The sequence below is a fragment of the Methanolacinia petrolearia DSM 11571 genome, assembly GCF_000147875.1.
GTDB lineage: Archaea > Halobacteriota > Methanomicrobia > Methanomicrobiales > Methanomicrobiaceae > Methanolacinia > Methanolacinia petrolearia.
In genome coordinates, this window is sequence record NC_014507.1 from 104,341 (window position 1) to 129,490 (window position 25,150).

The 25,150-nt window shown below is 47.7% G+C and carries 29 protein-coding genes; 22 read left to right on the plus strand and 7 right to left on the minus strand.

Annotated features, from left to right (window positions below; genetic code table 11):
* Positions 1-33 precede the first annotated feature (33 nt).
* From MPET_RS00455 to MPET_RS00475, 5 genes are read left to right on the plus strand one after another with little or no spacing between them, the layout of a single operon-like run.
* Positions 34-1,269, plus strand: a complete 1,236-nt coding sequence (locus tag MPET_RS00455; RefSeq protein ID WP_013328049.1) for a translation initiation factor IF-2 subunit gamma — start codon at positions 34-36, stop codon at positions 1,267-1,269.
* Entirely contained in the window at positions 1,266-1,646 is a 381-nt protein-coding gene (locus tag MPET_RS00460) for a type II toxin-antitoxin system VapC family toxin (RefSeq protein WP_225353831.1), read from the plus strand. Before MPET_RS00455 ends, MPET_RS00460 begins: the two co-directional genes overlap by 4 nt.
* 30 nt (positions 1,647-1,676) lie before the next feature.
* Positions 1,677-2,246, plus strand: coding sequence for a DNA-directed RNA polymerase (locus tag MPET_RS00465; protein ID WP_013328051.1), 570 nt, complete (start codon positions 1,677-1,679; stop codon positions 2,244-2,246).
* Positions 2,233-2,436 (plus strand): transcription elongation factor subunit Spt4, encoded by a 204-nt coding sequence (gene spt4, locus MPET_RS00470; RefSeq protein WP_013328052.1) that lies wholly within the window; start codon positions 2,233-2,235, stop codon positions 2,434-2,436. Before MPET_RS00465 ends, spt4 begins: the two co-directional genes overlap by 14 nt.
* 10 nt (positions 2,437-2,446) lie before the next feature.
* A complete protein-coding gene (locus MPET_RS00475) occupies positions 2,447-2,947 on the plus strand; it encodes a GTP-dependent dephospho-CoA kinase family protein (RefSeq protein ID WP_013328053.1) in 501 nt (166 codons plus the stop codon).
* 307 nt (positions 2,948-3,254) lie between these two features.
* Here MPET_RS00475 and MPET_RS15210 read toward each other — a convergent pair whose 3' ends face one another.
* Complete coding sequence (locus tag MPET_RS15210) at positions 3,255-3,428, minus strand: hypothetical protein (protein WP_013328054.1); 174 nt, start codon at positions 3,426-3,428, stop codon at positions 3,255-3,257.
* Positions 3,429-3,644: 216 nt separating this feature from the next.
* Here MPET_RS15210 and MPET_RS00480 point away from each other — a divergent pair, with 216 nt between their 5' ends.
* From MPET_RS00480 to MPET_RS00505, 6 genes are all read left to right on the plus strand, one after another.
* Positions 3,645-3,962, plus strand: a complete 318-nt coding sequence (locus tag MPET_RS00480; RefSeq protein ID WP_013328055.1) for a 30S ribosomal protein S24e — start codon at positions 3,645-3,647, stop codon at positions 3,960-3,962.
* A gap of 18 nt (positions 3,963-3,980) precedes the next feature.
* Entirely contained in the window at positions 3,981-4,136 is a 156-nt protein-coding gene (locus MPET_RS00485) for a 30S ribosomal protein S27ae (RefSeq protein WP_013328056.1), read from the plus strand.
* Positions 4,137-4,145: 9 nt separating this feature from the next.
* Positions 4,146-5,732, plus strand: coding sequence for a bifunctional N(6)-L-threonylcarbamoyladenine synthase/serine/threonine protein kinase (locus MPET_RS00490; protein ID WP_013328057.1), 1,587 nt, complete (start codon positions 4,146-4,148; stop codon positions 5,730-5,732).
* 409 nt (positions 5,733-6,141) lie between these two features.
* Entirely contained in the window at positions 6,142-7,200 is a 1,059-nt protein-coding gene (locus MPET_RS00495) for a hypothetical protein (RefSeq protein WP_013328058.1), read from the plus strand.
* Complete coding sequence (locus MPET_RS00500; protein WP_013328059.1) at positions 7,201-8,820, plus strand: hypothetical protein; 1,620 nt, start codon at positions 7,201-7,203, stop codon at positions 8,818-8,820.
* Between the two features lie 239 nt (positions 8,821-9,059).
* Complete coding sequence (locus tag MPET_RS00505) at positions 9,060-9,722, plus strand: hypothetical protein (RefSeq protein WP_013328060.1); 663 nt, start codon at positions 9,060-9,062, stop codon at positions 9,720-9,722.
* A gap of 39 nt (positions 9,723-9,761) precedes the next feature.
* Here the strand turns inward: MPET_RS00505 and MPET_RS00510 are convergent, their stop codons facing one another.
* A complete protein-coding gene (locus tag MPET_RS00510; RefSeq protein ID WP_013328061.1) occupies positions 9,762-10,589 on the minus strand; it encodes a radical SAM protein in 828 nt (275 codons plus the stop codon).
* 303 nt (positions 10,590-10,892) lie between these two features.
* Between MPET_RS00510 and MPET_RS00515 the strand changes: the two genes are divergently transcribed.
* Positions 10,893-11,210, plus strand: coding sequence for a DUF5658 family protein (locus MPET_RS00515; protein ID WP_148222160.1), 318 nt, complete (start codon positions 10,893-10,895; stop codon positions 11,208-11,210).
* A gap of 53 nt (positions 11,211-11,263) precedes the next feature.
* Positions 11,264-11,602 (plus strand): DUF5658 family protein, encoded by a 339-nt coding sequence (locus MPET_RS00520; RefSeq protein ID WP_013328063.1) that lies wholly within the window; start codon positions 11,264-11,266, stop codon positions 11,600-11,602.
* Here MPET_RS00520 and MPET_RS00525 read toward each other — a convergent pair.
* The gene (locus tag MPET_RS00525) at positions 11,599-12,381 is read right to left on the minus strand and encodes a V4R domain-containing protein (RefSeq protein ID WP_013328064.1); all 783 of its coding nucleotides are present in this window, start codon (positions 12,379-12,381) and stop codon (positions 11,599-11,601) included. The two genes, MPET_RS00520 and MPET_RS00525, sit on opposite strands and share 4 nt — an antisense overlap.
* A gap of 92 nt (positions 12,382-12,473) precedes the next feature.
* On the opposite strand from MPET_RS00525, the gene MPET_RS00530 reads away from it, so the two are divergent.
* From MPET_RS00530 to MPET_RS00540, 3 genes are all read left to right on the plus strand, one after another.
* On the plus strand, positions 12,474-13,688 hold the full coding sequence (locus MPET_RS00530) for an FprA family A-type flavoprotein (RefSeq protein WP_013328065.1): 1,215 nt from the start codon (positions 12,474-12,476) through the stop codon (positions 13,686-13,688).
* Between the two features lie 160 nt (positions 13,689-13,848).
* Complete coding sequence (locus tag MPET_RS00535) at positions 13,849-14,598, plus strand: hypothetical protein (protein ID WP_048130436.1); 750 nt, start codon at positions 13,849-13,851, stop codon at positions 14,596-14,598.
* Between the two features lie 75 nt (positions 14,599-14,673).
* The gene (locus tag MPET_RS00540) at positions 14,674-15,960 is read left to right on the plus strand and encodes an APC family permease (RefSeq protein ID WP_013328067.1); all 1,287 of its coding nucleotides are present in this window, start codon (positions 14,674-14,676) and stop codon (positions 15,958-15,960) included.
* A 22-nt stretch (positions 15,961-15,982) separates the two neighbouring features.
* Here the strand turns inward: MPET_RS00540 and MPET_RS00545 are convergent, their stop codons facing one another.
* A complete protein-coding gene (locus MPET_RS00545; RefSeq protein WP_013328068.1) occupies positions 15,983-17,683 on the minus strand; it encodes an adenosylcobalamin-dependent ribonucleoside-diphosphate reductase in 1,701 nt (566 codons plus the stop codon).
* A gap of 55 nt (positions 17,684-17,738) precedes the next feature.
* Here MPET_RS00545 and MPET_RS00550 point away from each other — a divergent pair, with 55 nt between their 5' ends.
* The 3 genes from MPET_RS00550 (at position 17,739) to rdgB (ending at position 19,390) form a co-directional block, all read left to right on the plus strand.
* Positions 17,739-18,263 carry a hypothetical protein gene (locus tag MPET_RS00550; RefSeq protein WP_187287567.1) on the plus strand — a complete coding sequence of 175 codons (525 nt, stop codon included), beginning with the start codon at positions 17,739-17,741 and terminating at the stop codon, positions 18,261-18,263.
* Positions 18,264-18,313: 50 nt separating this feature from the next.
* A complete protein-coding gene (locus tag MPET_RS00555; protein ID WP_013328069.1) occupies positions 18,314-18,763 on the plus strand; it encodes a methyltransferase family protein in 450 nt (149 codons plus the stop codon).
* A gap of 78 nt (positions 18,764-18,841) precedes the next feature.
* Positions 18,842-19,390 (plus strand): RdgB/HAM1 family non-canonical purine NTP pyrophosphatase, encoded by a 549-nt coding sequence (gene rdgB, locus MPET_RS00560; protein ID WP_013328070.1) that lies wholly within the window; start codon positions 18,842-18,844, stop codon positions 19,388-19,390.
* Positions 19,391-19,398: 8 nt separating this feature from the next.
* Here the strand turns inward: rdgB and MPET_RS00565 are convergent, their stop codons facing one another.
* Entirely contained in the window at positions 19,399-20,280 is an 882-nt protein-coding gene (locus MPET_RS00565; protein ID WP_013328071.1) for a VIT1/CCC1 transporter family protein, read from the minus strand.
* 226 nt (positions 20,281-20,506) lie between these two features.
* Here MPET_RS00565 and MPET_RS00570 point away from each other — a divergent pair, with 226 nt between their 5' ends.
* Positions 20,507-20,653: a 50S ribosomal protein L40e gene (locus tag MPET_RS00570; protein ID WP_013328072.1), complete on the plus strand. Its 147-nt coding sequence runs from the start codon at positions 20,507-20,509 to the stop codon at positions 20,651-20,653.
* Positions 20,654-20,735: 82 nt separating this feature from the next.
* Here the strand turns inward: MPET_RS00570 and MPET_RS00575 are convergent, their stop codons facing one another.
* Positions 20,736-21,389, minus strand: a complete 654-nt coding sequence (locus MPET_RS00575; protein ID WP_013328073.1) for a putative phosphothreonine lyase domain-containing protein — start codon at positions 21,387-21,389, stop codon at positions 20,736-20,738.
* Between the two features lie 113 nt (positions 21,390-21,502).
* Between MPET_RS00575 and MPET_RS14290 the strand changes: the two genes are divergently transcribed.
* Entirely contained in the window at positions 21,503-23,230 is a 1,728-nt protein-coding gene (locus MPET_RS14290; RefSeq protein ID WP_013328074.1) for a sensor histidine kinase, read from the plus strand.
* Positions 23,231-23,258: 28 nt separating this feature from the next.
* On the opposite strand, the gene MPET_RS00585 is transcribed toward MPET_RS14290, so the two are convergent.
* The gene (locus tag MPET_RS00585; protein ID WP_013328075.1) at positions 23,259-24,023 is read right to left on the minus strand and encodes a sulfide-dependent adenosine diphosphate thiazole synthase; all 765 of its coding nucleotides are present in this window, start codon (positions 24,021-24,023) and stop codon (positions 23,259-23,261) included.
* Between the two features lie 211 nt (positions 24,024-24,234).
* Between MPET_RS00585 and htpX the strand changes: the two genes are divergently transcribed.
* The gene (gene htpX, locus MPET_RS00590; protein ID WP_013328076.1) at positions 24,235-25,122 is read left to right on the plus strand and encodes a zinc metalloprotease HtpX; all 888 of its coding nucleotides are present in this window, start codon (positions 24,235-24,237) and stop codon (positions 25,120-25,122) included.
* Positions 25,123-25,150: the final 28 nt, after the last annotated feature.

The following is a 25,150-nucleotide window of genomic DNA, read 5'->3' on the forward strand; positions in this document are numbered from 1 at the left end:
GGTCTTACATATATAAGGGAGGTTAGGATAGTAGTGAGCGATCCATTAATACCAGGAGTAAATATCGGTCTTGTAGGCCACGTAGACCACGGGAAGACCACTTTGGTCTCAGGTCTTACCGGCCAGTGGACAGACAGGCACAGTGAGGAAATTAAACGCGGAATCTCGATCAGGCTCGGATACGCGGACGCAACCTTTTACAGGTGTCCGAAGTGCAAGGGTGCTGATGCATTTACCACGGAGAGCATATGCCCCGAATGCGGCAGCGAGTGCGAACCTTTCAGGACGGTTTCTTTCGTAGATGCACCGGGCCATGAGACGCTTATGGCGACCATGCTCTCGGGTTCGGCACTTATGGACGGGGCGATGCTTGTAATCGCCGCAAACGAGAAATGCCCGCAGCCCCAGACAAAGGAGCACCTGATGGCGCTTGAGCTTGTCGGAATCGAGAATATCGTTATAGTGCAGAACAAGATTGATGTGGTTTCCCAGGAACAGGCGCTTGCTCACTACAAGGAGATTAAGAAATTTGTAAAGGGAACTATCGCCGAGAACGCCCCGGTGGTTCCTGTTTCTGCACAGAAAGGTATCAATATCGGTGCACTGATCCAGGCACTCGACGAGTACATACCGGTCCCCGAGAGAGACCCTGACGACGATCCCATAATGCTTATCGCAAGATCGTTCGACATCAACAAACCGGGATGCAGCTGGCGTGACGTCAAAGGCGGCGTTATCGGTGGTTCACTCACACAAGGTGTCCTCAAAGAGGGCGACGATATAGAGATCCGCCCGGGTATGAAGGTCGAGGCCGAAAACCAGGTCCGTTGGGACCCGATCATGACAAAGGTTACATCGATCAATGCGGGCAAAAACAGGGTTACAGAGGCAACTCCGGGCGGTCTCCTCGGTGTCGGCACAAAACTCGATCCCGCACTTACCAAGAGCGACGCTCTTGCAGGCCAGGTTGCCGGGCTTGTCGGAAAGATGCCCCCGGTATGGAGCCGTATGGCCTTTAAGGTCTCTCTTATGGAGAGGGTCGTCGGATCAGACGATGAATTTACAATCGAGCCCCTGAAGCACAAGGAGCCTCTGATGCTCTCCGTCGGAACCGCAGTTACGGTAGGTGTCGTTGTAAATGTCAAGAAGGATATCGTCGATGTCGTTCTCAAGAGGCCGGTCTGTGTCGCAGTCGGCTCGAGGATTGCAATCAGCCGTCAGGTCGGAGGCCGATGGCGCCTGATAGGAATGGGGACTCTGGTCGAGTGAGGGTCCTCCTTGATGCAAACGGCCTGATGGTGCCTGTCCAGTTCAGCGTGGACATATTTACAGCGATCGGGGGGCTCGTCGGCTCTTTTGAGCCTGTGACTCTCGAAGGTGTTGTAAGGGAGCTCGAAGGGCTTTCGAAGGGCCGCGGCAGGGATGCGGCGGCGGCGAAGGTCGGACTTTCCCTTGCAAAGAGGTGTCTGGTGGAAAAAAGCCCTTTAAGCGGCGTTCCGGTGGACGATATGATAGTAGATTTCGCCGACAGGACCGGCTGTATGGTGATGACCAACGATCGGCGACTGAGGGAAAGACTGCTTGATAAAAATATTGATGTAATATCCCTTAGAAATCAGAAAACACTTGAGATAATAAGAGGCTGAAGAAAGCCTGAAAAAACGGGTGAAAAACAGATGTATTATAAAATGAAGCTCATTGACAAGGTGCGCGTGCCTCCCAACCGTCTTGGTGAGGATTTGAGTTCCGTTGTTCTGGACGAACTCCAGCAGCAGCTTGAGGGAAGTATCGACAAGGATATCGGGATCTTCATTGCCGTGACAGAGATACACGACATAGGCGAAGGCGACATTATTCCCGGAGACGGGGCGGTATATTACCATGTCGAGTTCGATGCGGTCGTTCTGCGCCTTGCAATGCAGGAGGTCATCGAGGGTGAGGTCGTCGAAACGACGAGTTTCGGTGCCTTCGTTTCGCTCGGCCCGATCGACGCGATGCTCCACGTAAGCCAGATATCGGATGATTTCATCAACTATGACGAGAAAAACGGACGCCTGGTCTGCCAGGAGACACGGAGACAGATCTCTGTCGGCGATATAGTTCGCGGGCGTGTGGTCTCGCTGAGTCTTTCGGAGAGAGACCCGAGGGAGAGTAAGATCGGCCTTACAATGAGGCAGGCAGGTCTCGGAACGGGTCAGTGGCTTACAGAGGAGATGGAGGCGGAAAAGGCAGATGGCTCCTCGTAATAAGAAAAATCTTAGGGTATGCCGCGTATGTCACCATGTAGTCGAAGGCGAGTCGTGCATGACATGCGGCAGCACGAATCTCAGCGAGGACTGGGCAGGTTACCTGTATATAGTCGACCCGAAGAACTCGGAGATCGCAAAGAAGATGAATATCGATATGCCCGGCAGGTACGCCCTTAAAGTACGCTGAGTCCGTTGAAATGAACTGGTATCTTCCCGAACGGCACAGGGACAGATTTAAAGAGCCTTTCGGGAGACTCTTCCCTGATATCAGGGCCGCGCTTGAGTATTCAGGCGGCGCACCCGTTTTTGCAGTTGGTGATGTAGTCACCTACAATCTCGTGAGAAATGATGTAGTCCCCGAGATTGCAGTTATCGACGGAATTACGATGAGGGAGCCGTGCAGCAGGACGCCCCGTCTTCGTTCGTCGAGATTCGAGGTTGAAAATCCGCCGGGAATGATCACCGGAGAACTTATCGACACTCTTCTGCTTGCACTTGAGTCGAGGCCGGCGCTCGTTCATGTAAACGGCGAGGAGGACCTTGCTGTTATTCCTCTTGTGAAAATAGTGCCCGACGGGTCTGCGGTTTTTTACGGCCAGCCCGGAGAGGGTGTCGTCGTGAAGATTGTAGATGAAGAGGCAAGGCGTCTTGCCGACGAACTTTTTTCGCTCTTTGAAGCGGATAACTCCTGTGAGTAATCTTTTAAGTCTTTTTTTGAATAGGCATGAGCTCCTGAAGAGGCAGCCCGGGCGCAAAGTTTCTTCGCTTTCAATCAGATACCTGCGAAATTGCGATAGCCCTGCCTGGATGAAGGTTTGGAGCAAGAGGGGATGCTTGTCCATCCCCGATTGCGACTTATCGCGATGAGGGGGAGGGTCATAGGGAGGGGGATTCTCCCCCCTCCCTTAATAGATTGAATTTAATCTGATACTCACTTAAAATTGAAAATTATAAAATCAGCAGGGCCTTAGTCTGTGCGAAATTTTCATCTAAAAAAAGAGAAGTTCAGGCCTCGTAGGCTACGAGTACTGCACCCATCTTCTTCTCCATGTCCTGAAGTGTTTTCAGGTCCGCAGCGGAGAGATCCTTGAATCTCTGCTCTGCAAGAAGATAGACGCCTAGATCCGATTCGAGGTCTTTGATCTTTTTAATCTTTTCATCGTTTAGTTTTGCGTACATCTTCGCATCGCCTCATCCCCTTGTCGGCTTCAGGATATTTATAATATCTCTTAAATTATATTGGTTTAGATAAATATTTCCTGCAATTGGTCATTGGTCTCCAAGGCTCTGTTTTATCCCTGATGATGGATTTTCTCTTCTGAAGATCTCTTCACCGTGGTCAATCCATTTGGCTATGTTTTAAATAAATACGCGGACAATATTTGAGGGATATCGATGGACTTTGAGTTTATAAAAGAAGAAGAAAACAAACTTCTCAACCGCACTGAGCTCGACTTTGTCCTTACATACGACGGCGCGACACCTTCAAGGAAAGAGATTCTCGGGAAGCTCTGCGCACTTCGCAATGTAAGCCCAGAGCTCTGTGTCCTCGGTTCGATGAAAACAGAGTTTGGAAAGCAGGAGATTGCAGGGCAGGCACGCGTATACCAGGATGCCGAAGTACTGAAATCGACAGAGCTTAATCACGTAATTGAGAACAGCACCTTCACTGCGGAAGCCGCTGAGGCTGCCGAAGAAGGAGCTGAAGAGTAAGTAACGGAGGAGCAGACGATGGGAGTAAAGCGTTATACCTATTACAAAGTCGAAGACGACAAGGCCGTTACAGAAAAGAAGCACTGCCCGCGCTGCGGACCGGGTGTCTTTATGGCGGAGCACAAGGATCGTGTCTCCTGCGGCAAGTGCGGATATACTGAATTTAACAAATAAATGAGATAAATGCCTGAAAACGGGCAGATCCTGGGGATTGAGGGAACAGCGTGGAACCTCAGTGCCGCTATTTTCGGAGATGATCTAGTATCTCTCTTTTCAAAACCTTATAGCCCGCCGCATGGAGGAATCCACCCGCGTGAAGCTGCCCAGCATCATGCTTCTGTGATGAAAGAGGTCATATCGGCCGCAATCGAAGGTCAGGACTTATCGAAGATCTCGGGTATTGCATTCTCGCAGGGGCCGGGTCTCGGGCCGTGCCTCCGTACAGTCGGAACGGCCGCCCGTTCGCTTGCACTTGCGCTTGATGTCCCTCTCATCGGGGTCAATCATTGCGTCGCCCATGTCGAGATAGGAAGGTGGCAGTGCGGGTGCGATGACCCAATCGTCCTATACGCGAGCGGTGCGAATACCCAGGTCCTCGGGTTCCTGAAGTCCAGGTACAGGATTTTCGGCGAGACGCTGGATATCGGGATCGGGAATGCTATAGACAAGTTCGCGAGGAGCAGGGATCTTCCCCATCCCGGTGGACCGCTCGTTGAAAAACTTGCTCTTGAAGGCGAGCCGGTGGAGCTGCCTTATACGGTCAAGGGGATGGACCTTGCATTCTCGGGGCTGATGTCGGCTGCAAAAGATTGCAATGCACCTCTTGAGGACATCTGCGCCGGGTTCCAGGAGACCGCTTTCGCGATGTGCGTCGAGGTCACTGAGAGGGCTCTCGCCCATGCAGGGAAGGACGAGGTTCTCCTTGTCGGCGGAGTGGGTGCGAACTCCCGCCTGCAGGAGATGCTCAGGTGCATGTGCGAGGAGCGGGGAGCGGAGTTCTTCGTTCCTGAAAGGAAGTTCATCGGAGACAACGGTGCGATGATCGCTCTTACGGGAAAGATCATGCTCGAAGCCGGTCAGACTGTAACGATCCCAGAATCGGCTGTGAATCCCGGCTATCGTTCGGACGATGTTGTCGTTAAATGGCGGAAGGACACGGGCGATCTCCCTTATGCGAAGGCGAACCTCCTCGAAAATGGGCAGGCGAGGGGGGCAGAGGCTGTGGTTACAGAGTCCGGGAGAGACGTGATCAAGCGCCGGCTCTCCAAGAAATACAGGAATTCCTCGCTTGACTCCCGTCTGATCGCGGAGAGGACGAGGGCCGAGGCGAGGCTGATATCGCAGGCAAGAAGGTATGGTGTCCCGACGCCCCTGATAAGGGATGTCACTGCAGATTCGATAGTCATGGAAAGGATCGACGGGCCGATGCTCAAGCTTGACCTGACCCGGGATCACGTTCACGATGCCGGAAGGATCGTCGGAAGGCTTCATACTGCAGGAATCATCCACGGCGATCTAACTACATCGAACTTCATCGTCCGGGATGGAAGATGCGTCCTGATCGACTTCGGGCTTTCATATATCTCGTCGGAGATCGAATCAAGAGGAGTCGATCTCCATGTCTTCTTCCAGACTCTCGAAAGCACGGCACCGGACCATGCCGATCTGAGGAAGGCCTTCTGCGAAGGATACGCTGAAACCTTCGAAGAGTCAAAGGATGTCTTTGAAAGGGTCGAGGAGATCCGGCTGAGGGGAAGATATCTTCACTAAAAATTAAAAAGACTAATTATTAAATACAAAAATTTCAATTTCCGAAATCATCTGGAATCTATTTTTTTAAAAAATTAAGAGTTGTATATTATAAAACAGGCTTTTCACATTATTATATAGTATAGTATAATATATTATGTTCTAATTATTAAGCAAATTTAAAATATTATCGATATATTATTAATCTCTATAAAATTAGTGAACTTTGGAGAAAAATTATGAAAGATCGATTAAATTTGGCGTCCGTGCGAAGTCAAAGTATGGCGAAGGCTTCTGTCTTACTTGAAGCTACGAAAATTGTTCGCCCGATGTGTATTTCTAATCAGGCATTGCAGGAATTTGGAAAATATTCGGATAGTCAAACGCCATGTTATGGGAATATCCTGGTAGATAATGAATGGGGGGCATAATGACAGCAACACTTCCGAAGATTTATGTATTTTCTTCAGTCCCCGATCAGGGGAAGACAAAACTGGTTCTTGAACTCTATAATCATTTCAGCAGTAAGGGGTACAGAGTTGCCTGTCTTCAGGCGAACAAAGGCCAAAAAGATTTCAAGGTCTATATCAAGAAAGATATTTACCATTATTCCGTTCCGTTAGAGGCTGCAAAAAGCAGGGCAGAGCTTGAAAAATGGATCCCTGCTGGATTCGACATATATCTGATGGAGGTAACTCTTGGTAATTCTCCTGTGGATATTGCATATATTTCGCTCTTTGACAATATTAACGAAGTTATTTCTTCAGAATATCTTGATTCATGGGAGGATTATGTTATCAAATATTTCGAGGACAACTGGATTCATGAAAGCAGCAATGGTGAGTGCAAATCCTCGGACTTTTGGGATTATATTCATGACAGAAATGTACAGAAGGTAATTATCGGTACAATGGGAGAGCCAATTTGCCCGTTTATGGACAGTGGAGGTTATATTCACAATGTCAGTTCCCTTGTCTATGACGAGATCGACCCAAAATATACTTTTCCGGTCAGCAATAAGAGACTCATAACTGTCGGAGCATTTCCGGGTGAGTACTGGGACATATATCCGCATATGCGTTGGTACAGTTCAAAGTATGCCAAATTTATGGAGAGATTCAGGAATGAAAGTTATGACATTGCAGTTATTGGTGATTCTGCCCAGGAAAAGCTAAAATTTCAGAGCAAACCCAAGAATCACCTGGTGATCTGTTACCAACCGGGCGTATATGCTAATATTGAGAGAAAGGAACCGGATATGAAAGTTAATACGGATTTTAAAACCTTTATAAAAAATTTAAATAATATTCTTCAAGGCAATGAAATATCTGATGAAGATAATGTGCTTTCACGGTATAACAATAGTTATAGGACATTTAAACCTGTTCCTGAGAGGGAATCGGTTTGGAGAGAGGGGAACATCGTCTTCTGCAACGGCTGGATCCATCCTCAGTACCTAATCAGTAAGGGTTTTCTGGAGGTGGAATAAATGTGCGGGCCAATTGTTTATCCCCCGGTAATAACTTCAATAGAACCTTCTCAGGATTGTACAATTGATACGGATGAAAGTTTCTTTGATCGGCTTTTTGAATTTGCAGTCGATGCTGCATCAACTCTTACAGTAATTGTAAACGATGCCATTGCTTTTGTAATCGAAAAAGCTGCGACATTTTTCTCCTGGTTATTTGACGCCGCTAAGACAACTGTAGTGGAAGGAATCAATACTATAAGGCTAGTTGCCGAAAATTCGGCTGGTTCTACGGAAAAGATCATTCATGCCGTAATCACCAATACGCCAGTAACATCCGCACCTCAGATCACTGCAAAGATTCCCGATCAGCAGGCTGTCTCTGACGTCCATGGTGGATCGAGTGTAAGAACTTTTGGGGTAACGATAGATCAGCCTGCAACCATAACATTCTCGATCGACAATCAGGAGAAAAGCAAATATTACGCTGTTGCTGATGCTACATGGGAATGCGATTTTTCTGCCTATTCAGCGGGGACTTACAATGTGGAAGTAACTGCTATCAATTCGAATGGTGACGATACATTTTCATGGTCGTGGGAGATTATTGAGCAGCCGGTGATAACCTTTATAACCCCTTCATCAGGGAATGTAAGTAACTATAACACAAACGGGAAGAGGCTCTTTAGTGCAGGCGTTAATATTCCGTCTATACTGGAACTTTATTTTAACGATCGCTTGATAGAGAAGACCTCATCCGAGATTACAGTGATCTCCCATGAGTTTGATCTGGTTCCTCTTGGATCACATGACGTCAAAATCATCGCTAAGAAAGATGACGTTCAGGTTGAAAGATCGTGGAGCTGGAGTGTGAATGAATATTCAAGTTCTGACGTAATTTATTGTGAGAGCCGTCATTATTCAGGTTTGCGTTTATTGCATGGCGATTTGGCTGACGTTGAAAGAAACTTGAATTTTAATAGCAATATGGATCTTCGATGTCAAAAATCTCAACTTCCTGATGGAAGCTGGATATACCTCTTTACATGTTCAAACATAGGTCTAGTGGTAGATGACGATTTGGAATTTCCCCCAATAGTAATTAATCCATCGAATAGTGGAGAAAATGTCTATCTGGGAGGTTTTAATACTATAGAATTATCTCTTGCTGAAACCTATGCGAATGAAAATTTTGTATTATTCTCGTCAATGGATAAGTTTTGTATCGGTATATATCCTTTAAAATGGGGAAATTTTGAAAATTATTATAAAATGCAGGGAGATCTTGAATTTATACTCGGTCTGGCGGGTTTAATACCCGATATAATCGAGACTTTTCATATTGGTGATATAATAAGTGGGTTGTTACTCTTGGCTCCTAGCGATAAATCACCTGAATTCGAATCGATAAATTATTCTTTTCCTTATGAGGCAACTATGGAATTAGACGGGGTGTCTCCCACTGGCGGCAGGTCCCCCTATGTAGAAAACCAGTTTAGATGGATTGCCTGGGTACAAAAGGAGAGTAGCGTTAAATTTAATTTCCTGATGAAATTAATTGAAACAAATGCTGAAGGAGAATATTTTGAAACCAATAAAGAGATTCAGCTAACTGCCGGAAATGACCCGGTTGTTCTTTAATAAGCCGGAATGTGAGATGGGAAATAAATATGATTTATTTAACAAAACATATTTATTCTCTCTAAAGGAAATTCTCTATTGAAAGGGGGCTGAAATAAAAATAGCTTAAAATCTATCATCTGTTACAATATTCGAATTTATTAAAAATATGTATGTGTTTAAATTTTAGAAAACTAAAAGGATCAAATAGATACTTTAAGGAAAGTTGTTCATTTTTGGACAAATTATAATGTGCATTTATGAAGGAAATTACGGTTGATAAACCACTAAGTTCTGAAGAATCAGAAAATGAAGTTTCAATTGATTATCTTCACCTGATCTATCTTTTATACAGGCATCCTTCACAGGCCTTCAGGATAGTCAATAGTGAAAAAACAGTTCATGGAATTGTTTTTTTTGTTGTTTTTGTGTTTATTCTCACATTTTTTTATAGTCTTTATATTTATTATTTTTCAGGTATTTTTTATTATGATTTGTCACCGATTTCAATAATCACAGTAATTTTTGATGGAATTCGAAATGGTTTGGTTATAGTAATTAAATATTTATTATTATTTGGAATAGGCGCGGTATTTTTATTATTTTTGCTATGGATTATTCAATCTAAAATTCCAGTAATACAATCATTAAGTGTAATCTTCTACAGCTGTGCAATTGCATATCCCTTCACTCTGTTGAGGTATTTTATATATATCCCGTCAGAATATTCACTACTTAGCTATGGTCTATTTTATTTATACCTCCTGCCCCTTGCGTTTCTGGAATATATCGGACTTAAAGACTTATTAAAGACGAAACACCACCTGATCCTGATAGGAGTATTAATAACAATTGTGATCCAGTACCTGATATTCGAACCTGTTTATTTGTTCATCTCGGGCATTTTGAATGTAATCTTTTGAATATTAAATCCTTCTTTCTGAAAGGTCCTGGCAGTGGTTTCATATGCCACAAACTGAACATATGGGATCTTCTGCCATCTCCTCCCTAAAAATATTTCTTTTGTGCATGATCTCATCAAATGTTTCTGAGTTGATATTTCCAAAAACTATATCGGGCCTATAGCAACAGGGCGTCATATCACCGTTATATCTCATAAACAGAGTTGTGTTGAAAAGACGGCATGGAAGAGTGTGAGGAACGGGCAAGGTAATTTTTAAACCCGTTTTCTCTGTAAAATCATTGACTTTTCTAAAAATTTTTTCTTCCTCTTTTGTATACTCGGGCTTCCAGGGATATGATCTTTCAAAATTAACTGCATCAACACCAAGATCATTTGAAATGGAGAGTGTTTCTTCAACTGTATCGAAATTGCATTCCATCATTGCAATATTAATATATGTTTTTGGAAAAGTGAACCCTTTTTGTTTTTTTAATTCATGAAAATATTTTATATTACCGGAAATATCAGGAGAGAACAAAGACAGATCCGGAATGCTGAAAGCAATAATTCCGACTCCTGATGACAGCAGTCCTTCAGCTTTCTCTCCTACAAGCGTCGCGTTAGTAGTAAAGTTCACCGAAAAGCCCTTTTCCGCACCATATTTTATCATATCGACAAGATACGGATTCATAAGGGGTTCTCCCCACCCATGAAGAGAAAGATACCTGAAGCCCTGCTGATCAACTGCCTTTTTAAACACTTCAAAGTTTATATTTTCTCCTTTCTGCGAGTATTTTTTTCTAAAGCAGAAAGGGCAATCAAGGTTGCAATCCGTAGAGGGTTCGACTTGGAGAATCGGTGGTACATATTTATTCTGTGTGTTCATTCATCAGCCTCTATTCCATCGCCTATTGTATTTTTAAATTAATAAATAAAATTTTCTCAAGAAATTGGAGTCTGAAGACTAAATAAAATCCATGGAAGACATAATAGCAACAAAACTTCCGAAGATTTACGTATTCTCTTCAGTCGCTGATCAGGGGAAAACGAAACTGACATCCGAGTTGTATAATCTCTTCAGCAGTAATGTTCTGGGATATTATTGACGGACTATTTTTCGAACATTGAATTGATAATAGCTTTGAATCCCCCAAAAAACATATCCATCTTCCCGCAAAACAAAACAGAAATGAACGTCTACTGCTCAATTCTTACGATTCTTACTGCCGTCTTCGCCGGGCTTCTTGTAATCGATGTATTTACGACGACACTCGTCCTGAACATGGGAGGAACCGAATTAAATCCCCTGATGGCCGGGATCGCGAGCCAGCCATGGCTTCATCTCCTGATAAAAACGGTGTTCGCAGTATTTATTGTTCTTCTCGCCTGCCAGGCCGAGCACATAAAGCAGCATTCCGGTGCAGTGATCCTGATCGCCGCATGCTCTATGTTTCTCGTGGTAGCAGTTCACAACATCCGCGTCGTGCTTTTCACTTTTTTGGGTTAGTGTGAAGCTGTTTTCGCGAAAATATTTCTTTTCTCCGGCAAAATATCTTCTAAGTGAACTTCCACGGCTTTACCTTTCTCGGTTTTCTCTCTGTTATTCTGGCCGGTCTTTTCCTGGCGGATGTTGTAACAACGGCTCTCATCCTGGAGATGGGCGGAAGCGAACTCAATCCACTGATGATCGATATCGTGAGCCACCCGTGGCTTCATTCCATTGTAAAATTTATTGCAGCCCTCTTTGTGATTGCAGTTGCATGTTATACCGAGCGCTTAAAGAAAAATGCGGGTGCTGCGATCCTTGTTATTGCATGCTCGATCTTTCTTTTGGTTGTCGCCCATAATGTCTGTGTTTTGATCGGTTTTTCCCCGTCTGGTGTTTTTCCGGGCTTTTAATTCTCTCGGGGGACTTCCTCTTTTTTCGTTATTACAAACCGGCAGAAGGGGTCTCCTGCGGCATAGCAGTGAGTCTCCGTTACGTCGACTTCGTCTCCGGTCTGCCGGGTGAAGACCGCCGTTAAGAGCCCGCAGTCGAAAGAGCATGCCGGTCTTCCGATCTTCGGGAGGTCCTGGCATTCGTAGCAGTCCGTGACCGTGATGACAAGCTGGTCGCCCTCTTCTATCGTGATCTTTCCGAGCTCGTTCGACCGGAAGAAATCTGATAGTTTCTTCAGGAACTCCTCGTTCGAGTTGTCGGAGACTATCTTTGCGACCTCGTTTCCCGCCCTGATCCCTGCACTGAAGAGAACCGGCTCGATGTTGACACCGCTTTGGAGAAGGCTCGTCCGTATAGTATTGAATATCAGCCTGAACACCGAAGCCGGCCTGACCGAATCCCCGAGAACCGGCTGTTCTTCCCAGCCTGCGGGCATCTGACATACGGGGGCCGCAATAGTCCCGAGATATCGTGCATCGAGGTACAGGAATTTCCGTCTTGCATCGTTTTCATCCGTCCTTTCGGCCAGGATTCCGTCATCTGTCATATCGCGGAGATGAACCGAGACCGTCGATTTGGCGCGTCCGATCCTACGGACTATATCGTCGAATCTCTGCTCTCCTGTCATCACCATGCGGAGTATCTCAATGCGTACGGGGCTGTTTACAACGATCGTCCTGCCGTTTTTCAGGAATATGAGGGCATCCGCTTTTTCTTCAGTCTGCTCCGTCGCTTTCATCCTTCATGATATATCCCGGGCAAACTTTTTATAGATTCTGTTCGTATACACTAGAATGTTAGTGAATATGCGAACAAAAAGGTGAAAGAAAAATGAAAGTGACTGAACTTGCAAAAGGAGTGTACTGGGTTGGAGCAATAGACTGGAATCTTCGCGATTACCATGGCTACACCCTTCCCGGAACCACATACAACGCATACCTCGTAATCGGAGAAAAGGTTGCATTGATCGATACGACATACCCCGGCTTCGAAGGCCAGATGCTCGATCATGTGGCGTCGATAATCGACCCGATGAAGATCGATTATGTGATCGCAAATCACGTCGAGATGGACCATTCCGGAGGTCTCCCTAAGATCGCAAAGATGCTCCCCGGAGTTCCCATCTACTGTACACAGGCGGGAGTCGAAGGATTCAACCGCCATTACGACACCGAAGGCTGGAATTTCCATGTGATAAAGAACGGTGAGACTCTCGATCTCGGCGGAAAGACGCTTGTCTTCCTCGAAGCCCCGATGCTTCACTGGCCCGACTCGATGTTTACGTATCTTGCAGAAGACGAGATCCTCTTCCCCAATGACGCGTTCGGCCAGCATATCGCATCTTCCGAGCGTTTCGACGACGAACTCGGCACAGACGAAGCGATGGAGCATGCACAGAAGTTCTTCGCAAACCTCATTATCCCGCTCGCCCCGAAGGTCTTAAAGAAGCTCGGCGAAGTCACCGACCTGAAAGTTGGTATCAGGATGGTTGCACCGAGCCACGGCGTGATCTGGAGGGAGAATGCAATGGGAATCATTACCGCATATGCCAACTGGTCCAACGGAGTGTCAAAGGACAAAGTAACGATTGTCTACGATACAATGCATGGATCGACCACAAGAATGGCGACGGCTATCGCAGAGGGAGTTATCGAGGGCGGCTGCGAGGCGAAAGTCTGCATGCTCAAGGACGGAAGATACAAAGGCACCCACAGATCCGATGTTGTAAAGGAGATCCTTGATTCAAAGGCGGTAATCGTAGGAACGCCGACTCTCCAGGACGAGCCGCTTCCTACTGTTGCCGGGTTCATGAGCTATCTCCGCGGCCTCCGCCCAGGGCGGCTTACGCAAAAGAAGAAGGGATTTACATTCGGCTCCCACGGCGGCTCCGGCGGTGCGGTGCGGATAGTCGAAGACGACATGAAAAAGGCCGGAATAGAGATATTCAGGGAGCCTATCGAGGTTTACTACAGGCCTGACAAGGATGAGATCGAACTGTGCCGCAGGGCCGGAAAGGAGATCGCAGAGGCTGTGAGGAATAGCTGAACACTCTCAACTCACTGTAAGATCACACACCAATAATCCTCCAAGATATATTTTCAGATTCCCCTTAATCTAGGAATTTATTTGTTTATTTCCTGAAATCCTGATTTATTTTCAGGCAGGCATATACTGTATAGTTGCCTATTACTTCTCTAACTGATCGATGGAGGATGCAGTCATGAAGAACCAGTACTTCGGCGATTACCGCGATATGTTCAAGTACGATCTGATTCAGGAGGCAATGAAGAAAAATAAAGGCTTTAAGCGTTTTTCATTTATCCCGATGCTGACGGATTTCAAAGAGTGCAACGACGGAAACAAACGTTATTATAATTCCGAGAAGATAGAAAAGCGCCCGGGCTCCGGGAACACGGATCTTGTTGGTTATCTGCGAGACTATAACGACAAAGTCAGGGATCGGAAGAACAGGGACCTCAGGCATATCAGGGATTATTTCGGTGCCTATATAAATATCGAAATCTTCGAACCCGACGAACCCATGCAGGGGAAATATTTTGTCAATAAGAACCGGAGTTTGTACTTCCAGGCTATTCCTGACATATATCTTGAATCTGCACTTGTCTTCGTCGATCCCGACAACGGAATTGAGGTGAAGAATTCATCGAAAAAACACATTCTCTATCAGGAGATTCGATCTCTCTATGAACGGATGAGCGATGATTCTGTTTTGATGATCTACCAGCACTTCCCCCGGCAGAAACATGAAGAGTATATTGACCGGAGGAAAGAAGAACTCGGGCAAAGAAGTGGATCGAAATTGAAACCGCTCTGGATCTCGGACAACGAGATAATCTTCTTCTTTCTTTCCAAAGGCCAGGAAGCGAATAATATTATCAGTGGTGTTCTGTCTGATTATTCCGGGAAATATCCTGAAAAATGCAGGAATGGCTGAGTATCCCGAATGCCGGAAACGAATTCCGGGATACTAGGTCAGTTTAAAAAGTACCCCGGATAATTACTACAATAGATGAAAGACAAAGGCCCCGCCCTTGAACGGACACTCTCGCTGCCCACTGTCGCGATATCCGGGATCGGGATAATTCTCGGGGCCGGCGTCTATGCACTCATAGGCGAGGCTGCATCGCTGGCGGGAAACGCCCTCTGGCTGTCGTTTCTCTTTTCGGCCCTGATTGCCGCCTTCACCGGACTTTCATATATGGAGCTCTCGTCGATGTTCACCGAGGCGAGCGCCGAGTACGAATACACCCGCCGTTCCTTCGGGGGAACGCTTGCATTCATCATCGGAATAATGGTCATTCTCTCCGGGATTGTCGGCGCCGCAACTGTCGCACTCGGTTTTGCAGGCTATTTCAGCACATTTACAGGAATTCCGCTTCTTCCGGTCGCCTTCGCCGTGCTCGTCATATTGTCTGCTGTTATCTTCTCGGGGATCAAACAGTCGGCGGCCGTTGCAATCGTCTTCACCCTGATCGAGGCAGGTGGAATAGTAGGGATGATCATAATTGGGCTTCCGTACATCGGTTCGGTCGATTATCTTGCGATTCCGCTCGGAATTGCAGGCGTCTTCCAGGCATCGGCTTTGATATTCTTCGCTTACCAGGGATTCGAGGAGATTGTCAAACTCTCGGAGGAGACTGTAGAACCCGAGAGAACGATACCGAAAGGGCTGATGATTGCAGTTGTCGTGACCGTCATCCTGTATATTGCCGTCTCGATATCGATAGTCAGTATCGGCGGCTATGAAGCGGTTGCAGGCTCCAAAAATCCCTTTGCCATGGTTGCGGAGAACACGTTTTCCGGGGGCGGGACGGTATTTACGATAATCGCACTCTTCGCTACAGCAAATACCGCACTCCTTATGATGCTCGCATCTTCGAGGATTCTTTACGGGATGGCAAAGAGGAAACGCATGCCCGGAAAGTTTGCATGGATCTCTCCGCGAACAAAAACACCTGTCTGGTCAGTTGCAGCCGTCCTTCTGGTCTCCCTGGTCTTCCTTCTTCCGGGAGAGATCCGTGACGTCGCACTTATAGCAAACTTCACCCTCTTCTTCACGTTTGTGGTGATAAACGCAGCCGTGATAGCGCTGAGGTTCAAAATGCCGGAAAAGAGCAGGCCTTACAGGGTGCCGTTTACGATCGGAAAGGTTCCTGTTCCGGCTGTTTTGGGGATATTTACGTGCCTCTTCTTCCTCTCGGTGATGGATCCTGTGATACTCGGTGTAGGTGTAGTCCTGACCGTTGTTGCGGCTGCAGGTTCATATCTGTTCCCTGAGAAGAAGGAATCTGTTTAGACGTTTAGATCCTGAATATTCGCTAACAATGGCCGTCACCGAACTTCCCGAGGCACAAAACGGCGTCCTTCCTACTTGAGGTCCGGTATATTGTTATACCCTTGAGCCTGCATCTCCACGCAAAGAGAAGGGCCTCCGAGATCTCGTTCTTTGTCGAGGTTCCCGGCATGTTTATCGTCTTCGAAATAGAGGCGTGCACATGCTCCTGGAATGCCGCCTGCATCAGGATGTGGTCCCGCCACCTGATATCCAGGGCAGTTGTAAATATTTTGGTGAACGAGTCGGGGAGCCACCCGATGTCCTGGACTGTTCCTGTCTCGTGGACGTGGGAGAGCACCTCCCCGACTCTTCTCTCCCTCTCCTCCGGGTTGGGAAACAGCTTTCCGGCGACGGTTTCGAGCTCTTTTTTGAACAGGGGGTGAACCATCCTGAAAGACTCGCCCGCTGTATTCATTCTCGTATACGAATAGGAAAATACCGGTTCTATTCCGCTCGAGCACTCTGCAATTATCGATATGGAGCCGGTGGGCGCAATGGTCGTGAGTGCGGCGTTCCTGACCATCTTTCCGTTTTTCTCCCATACGCTCCCTTTCCAGGCGGGGAAGGGGCCTTTCTCCTCTGCAAGCCTGCCGGATTCCGAGACTGCGGTTTCGGCAACGAACTGCATTATACTCCCGCAGTACTTCCTTCCTTCGGGCGAATCGTAGGGTATCCTGCGCATGATTAGGGCGTCGTGGACTCCCATGAGACCAAGGCCGACCTTTCTCGTCCTCTTCGTCGCCTCCTCGATCTCCGGTATCGGGTACCTGTTTTTGTCGATGATCCTGTCGAGGAATTTCACTGCAGTTCTGATTGTCTTTTCCAGCGAAGCAAGATCAGTCTCTCCTTTTTCATCGATAAACTTCGACAGGTTGATCGATCCCAGGACGCAGCTTTCGAATGGAAGCAACGGCTGCTCTCCGCATGGGTTGGTGGCATTGATATTTCCGAGCGCCGGGGTCATGTTTTTGCGGTTGATCTCGTCGTAGAATAGCAGGCCCGGTTCGCCGTTTCTCCAGATCCCTTCGGTTATGCCGTTCCAGATGTCGCCGACAGTAATCTCTTCGGCCGTCTCCTCCCGTGTTATCCAGACCCTGTCGAACCTTCCGGCCTCCACAAGCCCCATGAACCTGTCGGTGACCATGACGGATATGTTGAAGTTCGCGATGTCCCCTTCCCTTGTCTTCGAATTTATGAACTTCAATATATCGGGGTGGTCGACGTTGAGTATGCCCATATTAGCCCCTCTCCGCCTGCCGCCCTGGCGGATGACCCCGGTAACGGCGTCAAAGGCCTTCATGAAGGAAACCGGGCCCGATGCTACACCCTCCGATGATTCTACGAATGCGCCTTCCGGGCGTATGTTCGAGAAGTTATAGCCGGTACCGCCGCCGCTTTTATGGATCATCGCCCCCCATTTCATGGCGTCGAAGATCTCGGTTATCGAGTCTCCGACATAGAGAGTAAAGCATGCCGCAAGCTGATTCATGTCCGTTCCGGCGTTCATCAGTGTGGGCGAATTCGGGAGGAACCTGAGAGTATTCATCATATCGAAATATTCTGCCTCTTCTTCCGGGGAGTCGGCTATTGCGCCTGCCACCCTGCGGCAGAGCTCGTCGAAGCTCTTCTCATCGTCCCTGTAATATCTCAGCATGAGTATTCTCTCTGCGGCTTCGCCGGTCATGTTATGTCTCCTTTACCACTCTTATCTTCGGATAAATCTTTATCTTTTCCCCGACATGATCGGATTGCCGGGTTACTGGCAGGATGATACAATAGCAGAAGATGCAGATTCCGGTTTATTGCCCGGAATTGAAGAGTTCGAGCGGACTATCAGTATGAATAACGAAAAAGAAGGAGAAGTGGCGGCGGCCTTCAGTCCCGACGGGCGGCTCATGTGTTTCTTTGCCGGATTTTCGGCCCTGATGGTAGATGAGACCGAATGCCCGACTGTACGGGGAAGCATCCTGACACATAACCACATCTCCGATACAGCGTTTTCAATGCATGACATAAAGGAAGCTTCTGAGCTTGGTTTGACAGAACTCAGGGTTGTGGGGCCGTCCGGGTGGCATTCGATGAAACCGGGTCCGGAGGGGTGGCCGTCACCCGTTGAAATTTCGTCAGCCTATGCAAGAATATCATCGGAAGTCGCTTCCCTTCCCGGAGAAGGGAGTATGAGGGAGAATTCTATCCTAATTTGCGAAAGACTTGCGGATGAACTCGGCCTGATCTATGAAGGAGGGGCTTTTGATGTACCATGATCCTGTTGGAATGGAATAATTAAATATTCGTCTGAACGACCTCATAAATAATGAAAAAGCACTATATCCCCCCAAATTATTTTTATCTTGCTCTAATCCTGACAGCTCTCCCGGGATGTCTCTTTCCGCAGTTCAATATTATCACATATCCTTTCAATCTCCCCGGGTTCATTGTCGTAGCCATTGGGGTGCTGGTTACGTATGTCTCATGGAAGGTCTTCATAGATCACGGGACGTCCGAATCTTACCGCAAAGATGCAACCTGCCTAGTCTCGGACGGACTTTATGCATACAGCAGAAATCCTATGTATATAGGCATGATTCTGATTGTTCTCGGCCTGTGGATATGTATGATGATGAATCTTCTTGCACTCGCCGGACCGGTCTTTCTTTTCCTTGTGCTAAACTTCAGGTTCATACCATACGAGGAAAGCGTGATGTCCGGGCAGTTCGGAGAGGAATTCACGGCATACATGAAAAAAGTCCGGAGATGGCTGTAACTTCACTGGGCTGAAACCGGGTTTCATCCGTCTTCTTTTTTGAATGCTGTTAATAGAAATCAGGTTCAAATCTCATCGATGAATCTTAAGGTTGTCACCGGAAATCCGAACAAGGTGAAGGAGGTCGCGGCCTATTTCGGGGAGTTTGTGGTTGTCGAGCATGTAAAACTCGATCTTCCCGAGTACAGGGGCGACGATGTGGGAGAGATCGCCCGCGGAAAGGCGAAGGTCGCATATGAAGCGGTGGGAGAGCCGCTTATCGTGGATGATACCGGATTTTATATACGGGCTCTGAACGGATTTCCCGGTGCATATGCGGCTTTTGTTCTCGATACTATCGGAATGGAAGGTGTCCTTAAGCTCATGGAGAGTAAGCCCGAACGGAGCGCTTACTTCGAGACGGCGATAGCGTATGCCGATGAAAAAGGGATCTTCATCTTCAAGGGAAGAGTCGAAGGCGAGATCATGACCTCACCACGGGGCAAAGAGGGTTTCGGCTACGATCCCGTGTTCAGCGTCGGAGGGAAGACCCTTGCGGAGATCCCGCTCACGGAGAAGTCTGCAATATCCCATCGCGGCAGGGCGCTTGAAGAGTTTAAAAAATGGTTTGTTGAAAACAGGCTGTAATAACCCTTTCATATATCCACACCAAATACAATCTTTACCACAGCTCCGAGGACGAATGAAAGCCCGGCAACCCCGAGACTGATCGCCGCCATCTCCATGAACCTTCTTTTGAAGTCCAGGTCCTTCGCCACTGAGATGTAGAAGTTGAAGACGAATATTATTATTATGCCTGTTATTATCGTGACCGCCAGTGCGACTGCGTAATTTCCGAATATAAAATACGGCAGTATGAGCAGGAATACGGTCAGTATATATGCTGCGCCGGTGTATGATGCGGCCCTGAACGGGTCTTTTTCTCCTCCGCCGTCCGCCTTTTCGGACAGGTACTCAGATGCCGCCATCGAAAGAGCTGCGGCAATACCAGTGATAAGCCCGATGGCGCCGATCAGGGCTGTATTCTGGAGAGCGAACGAAAAACCCGCAAGTGCCCCTGTAAGCTCGACGAGTGCGTCGTTTAACCCGAGAACGACAGACCCCATATAGCCGAGCTTCTCCTCGTTGATCATGTCGGCGAGTTCGAGCTCGTGCCTCTCTTCGTCTGCGAGAATCCTGCTGATCTCGGGGAATTTCTCTTTTATCTCAGAATAACCCGACTGGGCCCGGTTTTCTCCTTTCTCCATCAGTTTGATCGTAAAGGTAAGTCCGAAGACCCTTGCCATTGTAGTAAACCAGAGTATTCTTCTTTTGTCCGGCGAAAACTCCTTCCCTGTAATTTTTTTTATGATATTATAATGCTTCAGCTCGTCGCCGGCGATCCTCCCGAGCACCTCTTTGTTGTGGGGATCCTTTTCCTTCTCTGCCAGTTTTTCATATATCAGGTGTTCGGTTATCTCGTTCTTCTGAAAATGGTCGAGAATCCCTGAGATATCCTTTGAAAATCCGCTTTCCATCTTAGATTATCTTTGTCCTGCCGCCCGATAACCTTTTTTCGTCGTCGTCCGGGATCTGTTCTTAGGATCTGCCTGCGATTCGCTCCAATGCCGTTTCTGCCGGCATTATCTCAGAAGATACTTCTTGGTTATGTTTCCGGGTCGCTGCAGATCCCTTTCGAATCCAAACTGTTAATATCTCCCGCATCGTTATATATAGAACCGATATTAAGGGGATATACCAGAAATGGCAAGATTCGCAGAGGCCGAAGCAAGGCTCTTAAATGTCAAGATATGCATGAAATGCAACGCAAGGAACCCAATTCGCGCAACAAAATGCCGCAAGTGCGGCGGTTCGGAGCTTCGCCCGAAGTCCAAGGAAAGAAAAGGATAGTATTTTTTCCGGAATCTATACTTTTTTTGCAGAATTATTTTATTATATCTGGATGCGGTGGTAATTCGCGGCCGCAGATCATCTATGCACTATAGTAGGTGACCTTTTTTCCGCCTTCGCTGTACTCGCCGTGGTAGGTCTCGATATTTCTCTTGTATCCTATTCTCTGCTCCACTCCGAGCTCCCTGAGGACCTCTCTTATTCTCATGACGTCCTCTTCGTCCTCCCAGTCGGCCGTGTTTACATAGACGACCGCCCTTTCGTCTCTTGAATCCGGGTTCTCCTTTGCGGTGCTGACCCTTGCGGAGATCCCGAGCCGTCCTGCTGCCGTTGCATCGCGAATCTTTCTCCAGATCTCGTCGATATCTGCCTTTTCCATGAAAATAAGCCACTTCCCACCCTTTTCATCATCAAAATCCTCAGGCGAGAAATCAGGGTAGTCCTGCACTATCCAGTACATTCTTGTTGTCTTCGAGGGAATCACGCCCTCGCCTTCAAGAAGCATATCGTAGATCCGGTCTTTTCCTCCCGGCTCATCTGCAAGCGCCTGTGAAAGCTGTGGGTATTCGTCTTCGAAATCCGAGAATATTACATCAAACTCATCTCTGAAATCCTCTCCCGCTTCAACGCGCTCAAACAGATATTTGCCTTTTTTTGTAAGTTCGCGGTTGAGTATTATCTCGAATATTCCGTATGCCGCCCCGGAAAGCGGATTTTCATCTCCCTCGACTTCCATGATATGATATTATCCCGGTGAAAAATTATTTTTATGCTTCCGGGGTGCGACGAAAAATTTTAATTAATTATTTATTCTGAGTAAAAGAAATAAGACCAAACATTAGATCGAAAATGGATCAAAAAAGTACCGGCATTGTAGTATTGATTGCAATATCAATTTTTATCCTGCTTGTTGTCCAGGCCGTAGGCGTCCTGACTCTTGCCAGCCATAATGAAAACCTGGTGATAGAGAGAACCTGGGATGAGCTTAAAGACTACGCGGTAATTATATCAACCCAGATCGACGGCGATGTTCTTGAAAATCTGAAACCCGGAGATGAATCCAGTCTTGATTTTATAGAGATAAGAGACAGGCTCTGGGCCCTGCAGAAAGATTCCGCATCAATAAGATATGTATATGTCCTGAGAAAGACGGCTGACGGCGAATACCTTGAATTCGTTGTCAACAGCGAATACGGGAGAAACGATTTTACATTCCCCCTTATCGGCCACGTCTATGAAGAAGCGCCGGCTGAGGCATTTGAAGGCTACACCGGGCCTTCGGTGAAGAAGGAGTTTTATTCGGACCAGTGGGGGGAGTATATGTCCGGTTATGCTCCGATATATGACTCGGACGGAAAAGTGGTGGGTGTCGCAGGTGTCGACATATCGAAGGATGTAATTCTGGGGCGTCTCAAGGATTCCGAGACCACTATATACTATATACTGATTGTTACGGTGATAATCGGCATCTTCCTGCTGATATTCCTCCTTTACATGGTGTCTCAGTTCAGGAGGTACCAGCTTGAGACTGAAAAAAGCGAAAGAAGACTGAATCTTGCAATGGAGATCGCCCAGGAGGGGCTGATCGACTGGAATACCCGGACCGACGTGGCATATATCAGCAAGGGTTTCTGGAGAATCGTCGGCACTGGCGATGAGATGCCCGAGACCCATTACAAGACTTCGGTAGTCCTTGACTACATTCATCCCGATGACAGGCTGAAGCTGGTGAATTATTTCCGCAATGTGCTTGAAAACGGGTTTAAAAAGGATATAGCCGTAAGGATCAACAGGGTGAGCGGCGAGGGGGGCTGGGTGCGGGTAAAGGCCGACGTCGTGGGGCACGAGGATGAAAAGCCGGTCCGGCTTATCGCTACGGCCATAGATATAACCGACGAGGTGGAGTACCTCGGCGCCCTCGAGATAGCCCGCGAAAAGCTCTCCACTCTCTCATCCATAACCCGGCACGATGTCCTGAACCAGGTTACCGTGCTGAACCTGAATCTCGACCTGCTGAAGATGACAAATACCGATCCCGAGATCGACGAGATAATCGAAGAGCTGGATAGTGCCTCAGACAAGATCCGCGACCTTGTCGAGTTTACCAAATATTACCCCGCACTCGGCGACAGCAAGCCTTCATGGATTTCGGTCGACGAGATGGTGGAGAATGTCGCTCCTGAGGGCTACTACAACGAACTTCCGGTTGAGGTCATGTGCAGGAACCTGAAGATACATGCCGATCCTCTATTTGAGAAGGTGCTGTACAATCTCTTCGACAACTCGTACAGGTACGGCGAAAAGGCTACCAGGATAGTTGTCGACTGTATGAAGTCTGAAGGCGGCATGAAACTGATAATAGATGACGACGGCGTCGGGATTCCGGTGGATAAGAAGGAGCTGATATTCGAGAAGAACTACGGCACGAATACAGGCTACGGCCTCTTCCTCGTGGAGAAGATCATAGAGATGGCCGGGTTCGCGATTAACGAGACCGGAACGGAGGGTATCGGCGCCCGGTTCGAGATATTCATACCTGACGGAAAATTTTCATTTGGGGATGAAACACGGGATTAAGCAATCAAAAAAAGTTTAATTCAATCTTTTATTTTTTGAGCCTTTCAATAATCATATTTGCAGCCTTTTCGCCGGAAAGGAGCATTCCGCCGAATATTGGCCCCATTCTGGTCTCCCCCCCAACTGCGTTTGCCGCCATTCCGGCGACTATCAGGCCGGGGAAGACCTCTTTTGTGTGACTGAGTATGTTTGTCTCCGCTCTTTCCGCCCACATGAAGCCTTCGCCTTTGATCTCAAGCGCTCCGCCCTTCTTCCGGACCATGTGTGCGATCATAGAGTCATGGCCTGTCGCGTCGACGGTCACTTTCGTTCTCATCGTAAGCGGGTCTATGTGAAGGCCTGCCATCTCGACGGCCGTCCAGTTGATCACGAGGCCGCTGACTCCCCCGTCCTCCTTTACGACGACATCCTCGACTGTCGTCAGGTTGAAGACCTCGGCACCTGCGTCGCATGCGGCTGCGAGAGACTTGGATACCGCCTCAACCGATGAGGCAACGTAGTAGCCCTTCTCGTATTCGGTATATTTTATGCCGAAATGATCGAGGAGTCTCCTTGCCTCCTCCTGTACGACGATCCGCGGAAACATCATTCCGCCGCCCCACATCCCTCCGCCGATCGAGAGTTTCTTCTCGATTAGTGCGACTTTTACACCGTTCTGGGCCAGAATTGCGGCACAGGTGATTCCTGAGGGACCGCCGCCCACGACTGCACAGTCGATGTCGAGGTATTCCGTCATTATCTTGTGCTGTTCAGATAGAATGGCCCTGCTTATCGTAACTTCGTCAAGCTTCATATCCGGGTTCACCTGCCAATAAAATGTGCAAGCAAAATATACTACTCTATCCCTTTTCGCCGTCACGCCCGGTCAGGGGATGTTTTCTCCCTGAACCCGATATAATAATCCGGATACGCGATTTGGGCTTGTTTATGATTTTTTTCGAGTCCGTTTTTTGCCGTGACAGCGATATATTTATTCAGGCTCTGGCTAATATAAGAGGATATATATGATAGGAAAATGGAAACGCGACTGGGGCCTTTCGGGAAGGGTCTTCATGACCTGGATATTTATTCTCGCGCTCTATGTCGTATTTATAAATATACTCTACTTCCTGTTCCCGGGATACCTCTACATGATAATTGCCTTTGTCTTTTTAATGGCATTTGTCCAGTATTTCTTCTCGGCCAAACTTGTCCTTATGACGACCCATGCGAGGATAGTGTCCGAGGATGAGGAGCCGGAACTTCACAGGATGATCGAAAAACTCTGCCAGGAGGCGGACCTGCCGAAGCCTAAGATTGCAGTGATGCCGTCGCCCGTCCCCAACGCATTTGCAACGGGAAGAAACCCGAAGAACGCGGTTGTTGCAGTCACGGATTCGATCATGAGGACGCTCAACAGGGAGGAGCTTGAGGCTGTTATCGCTCACGAGCTGTCTCACGTAAAGAACCGCGACATACTGACGATGACGGTTGCAGGATTCCTCGCGAGTCTTGCATCGATTATCATGCAGAATGCACTCATCATGAACCTCTTCGACGGGAGGAACAACAACGGTGCATGGATTGTAATCTGGATCGTGTCTATTATCGTCTGGATTGTTGCAACCCTCCTGATGCTTCTTCTCTCCCGCTACCGCGAGTTCGCGGCGGACCGGGGAAGTGCGATGATCACCGGAAACCCGGCGGCGCTCAGGTCGGCACTGATGAAGATCAGCGGACGTATGGACGCCATCCCCGCGAAGAAGAAGCAGGAGATCGAGGGATCGAATGCATTCTTCATCATCCCGGCAATCTCCGGAAAGAGCCTGACAGAACTTCTCTCGACACACCCCCCGCTTGAGAAGCGTCTTGCAGCTCTCGAGAAGATCGAGCGTGAGCTGAAGGGATACTAAATCCTGTTCTTTTCTTCACTTTTTTTGT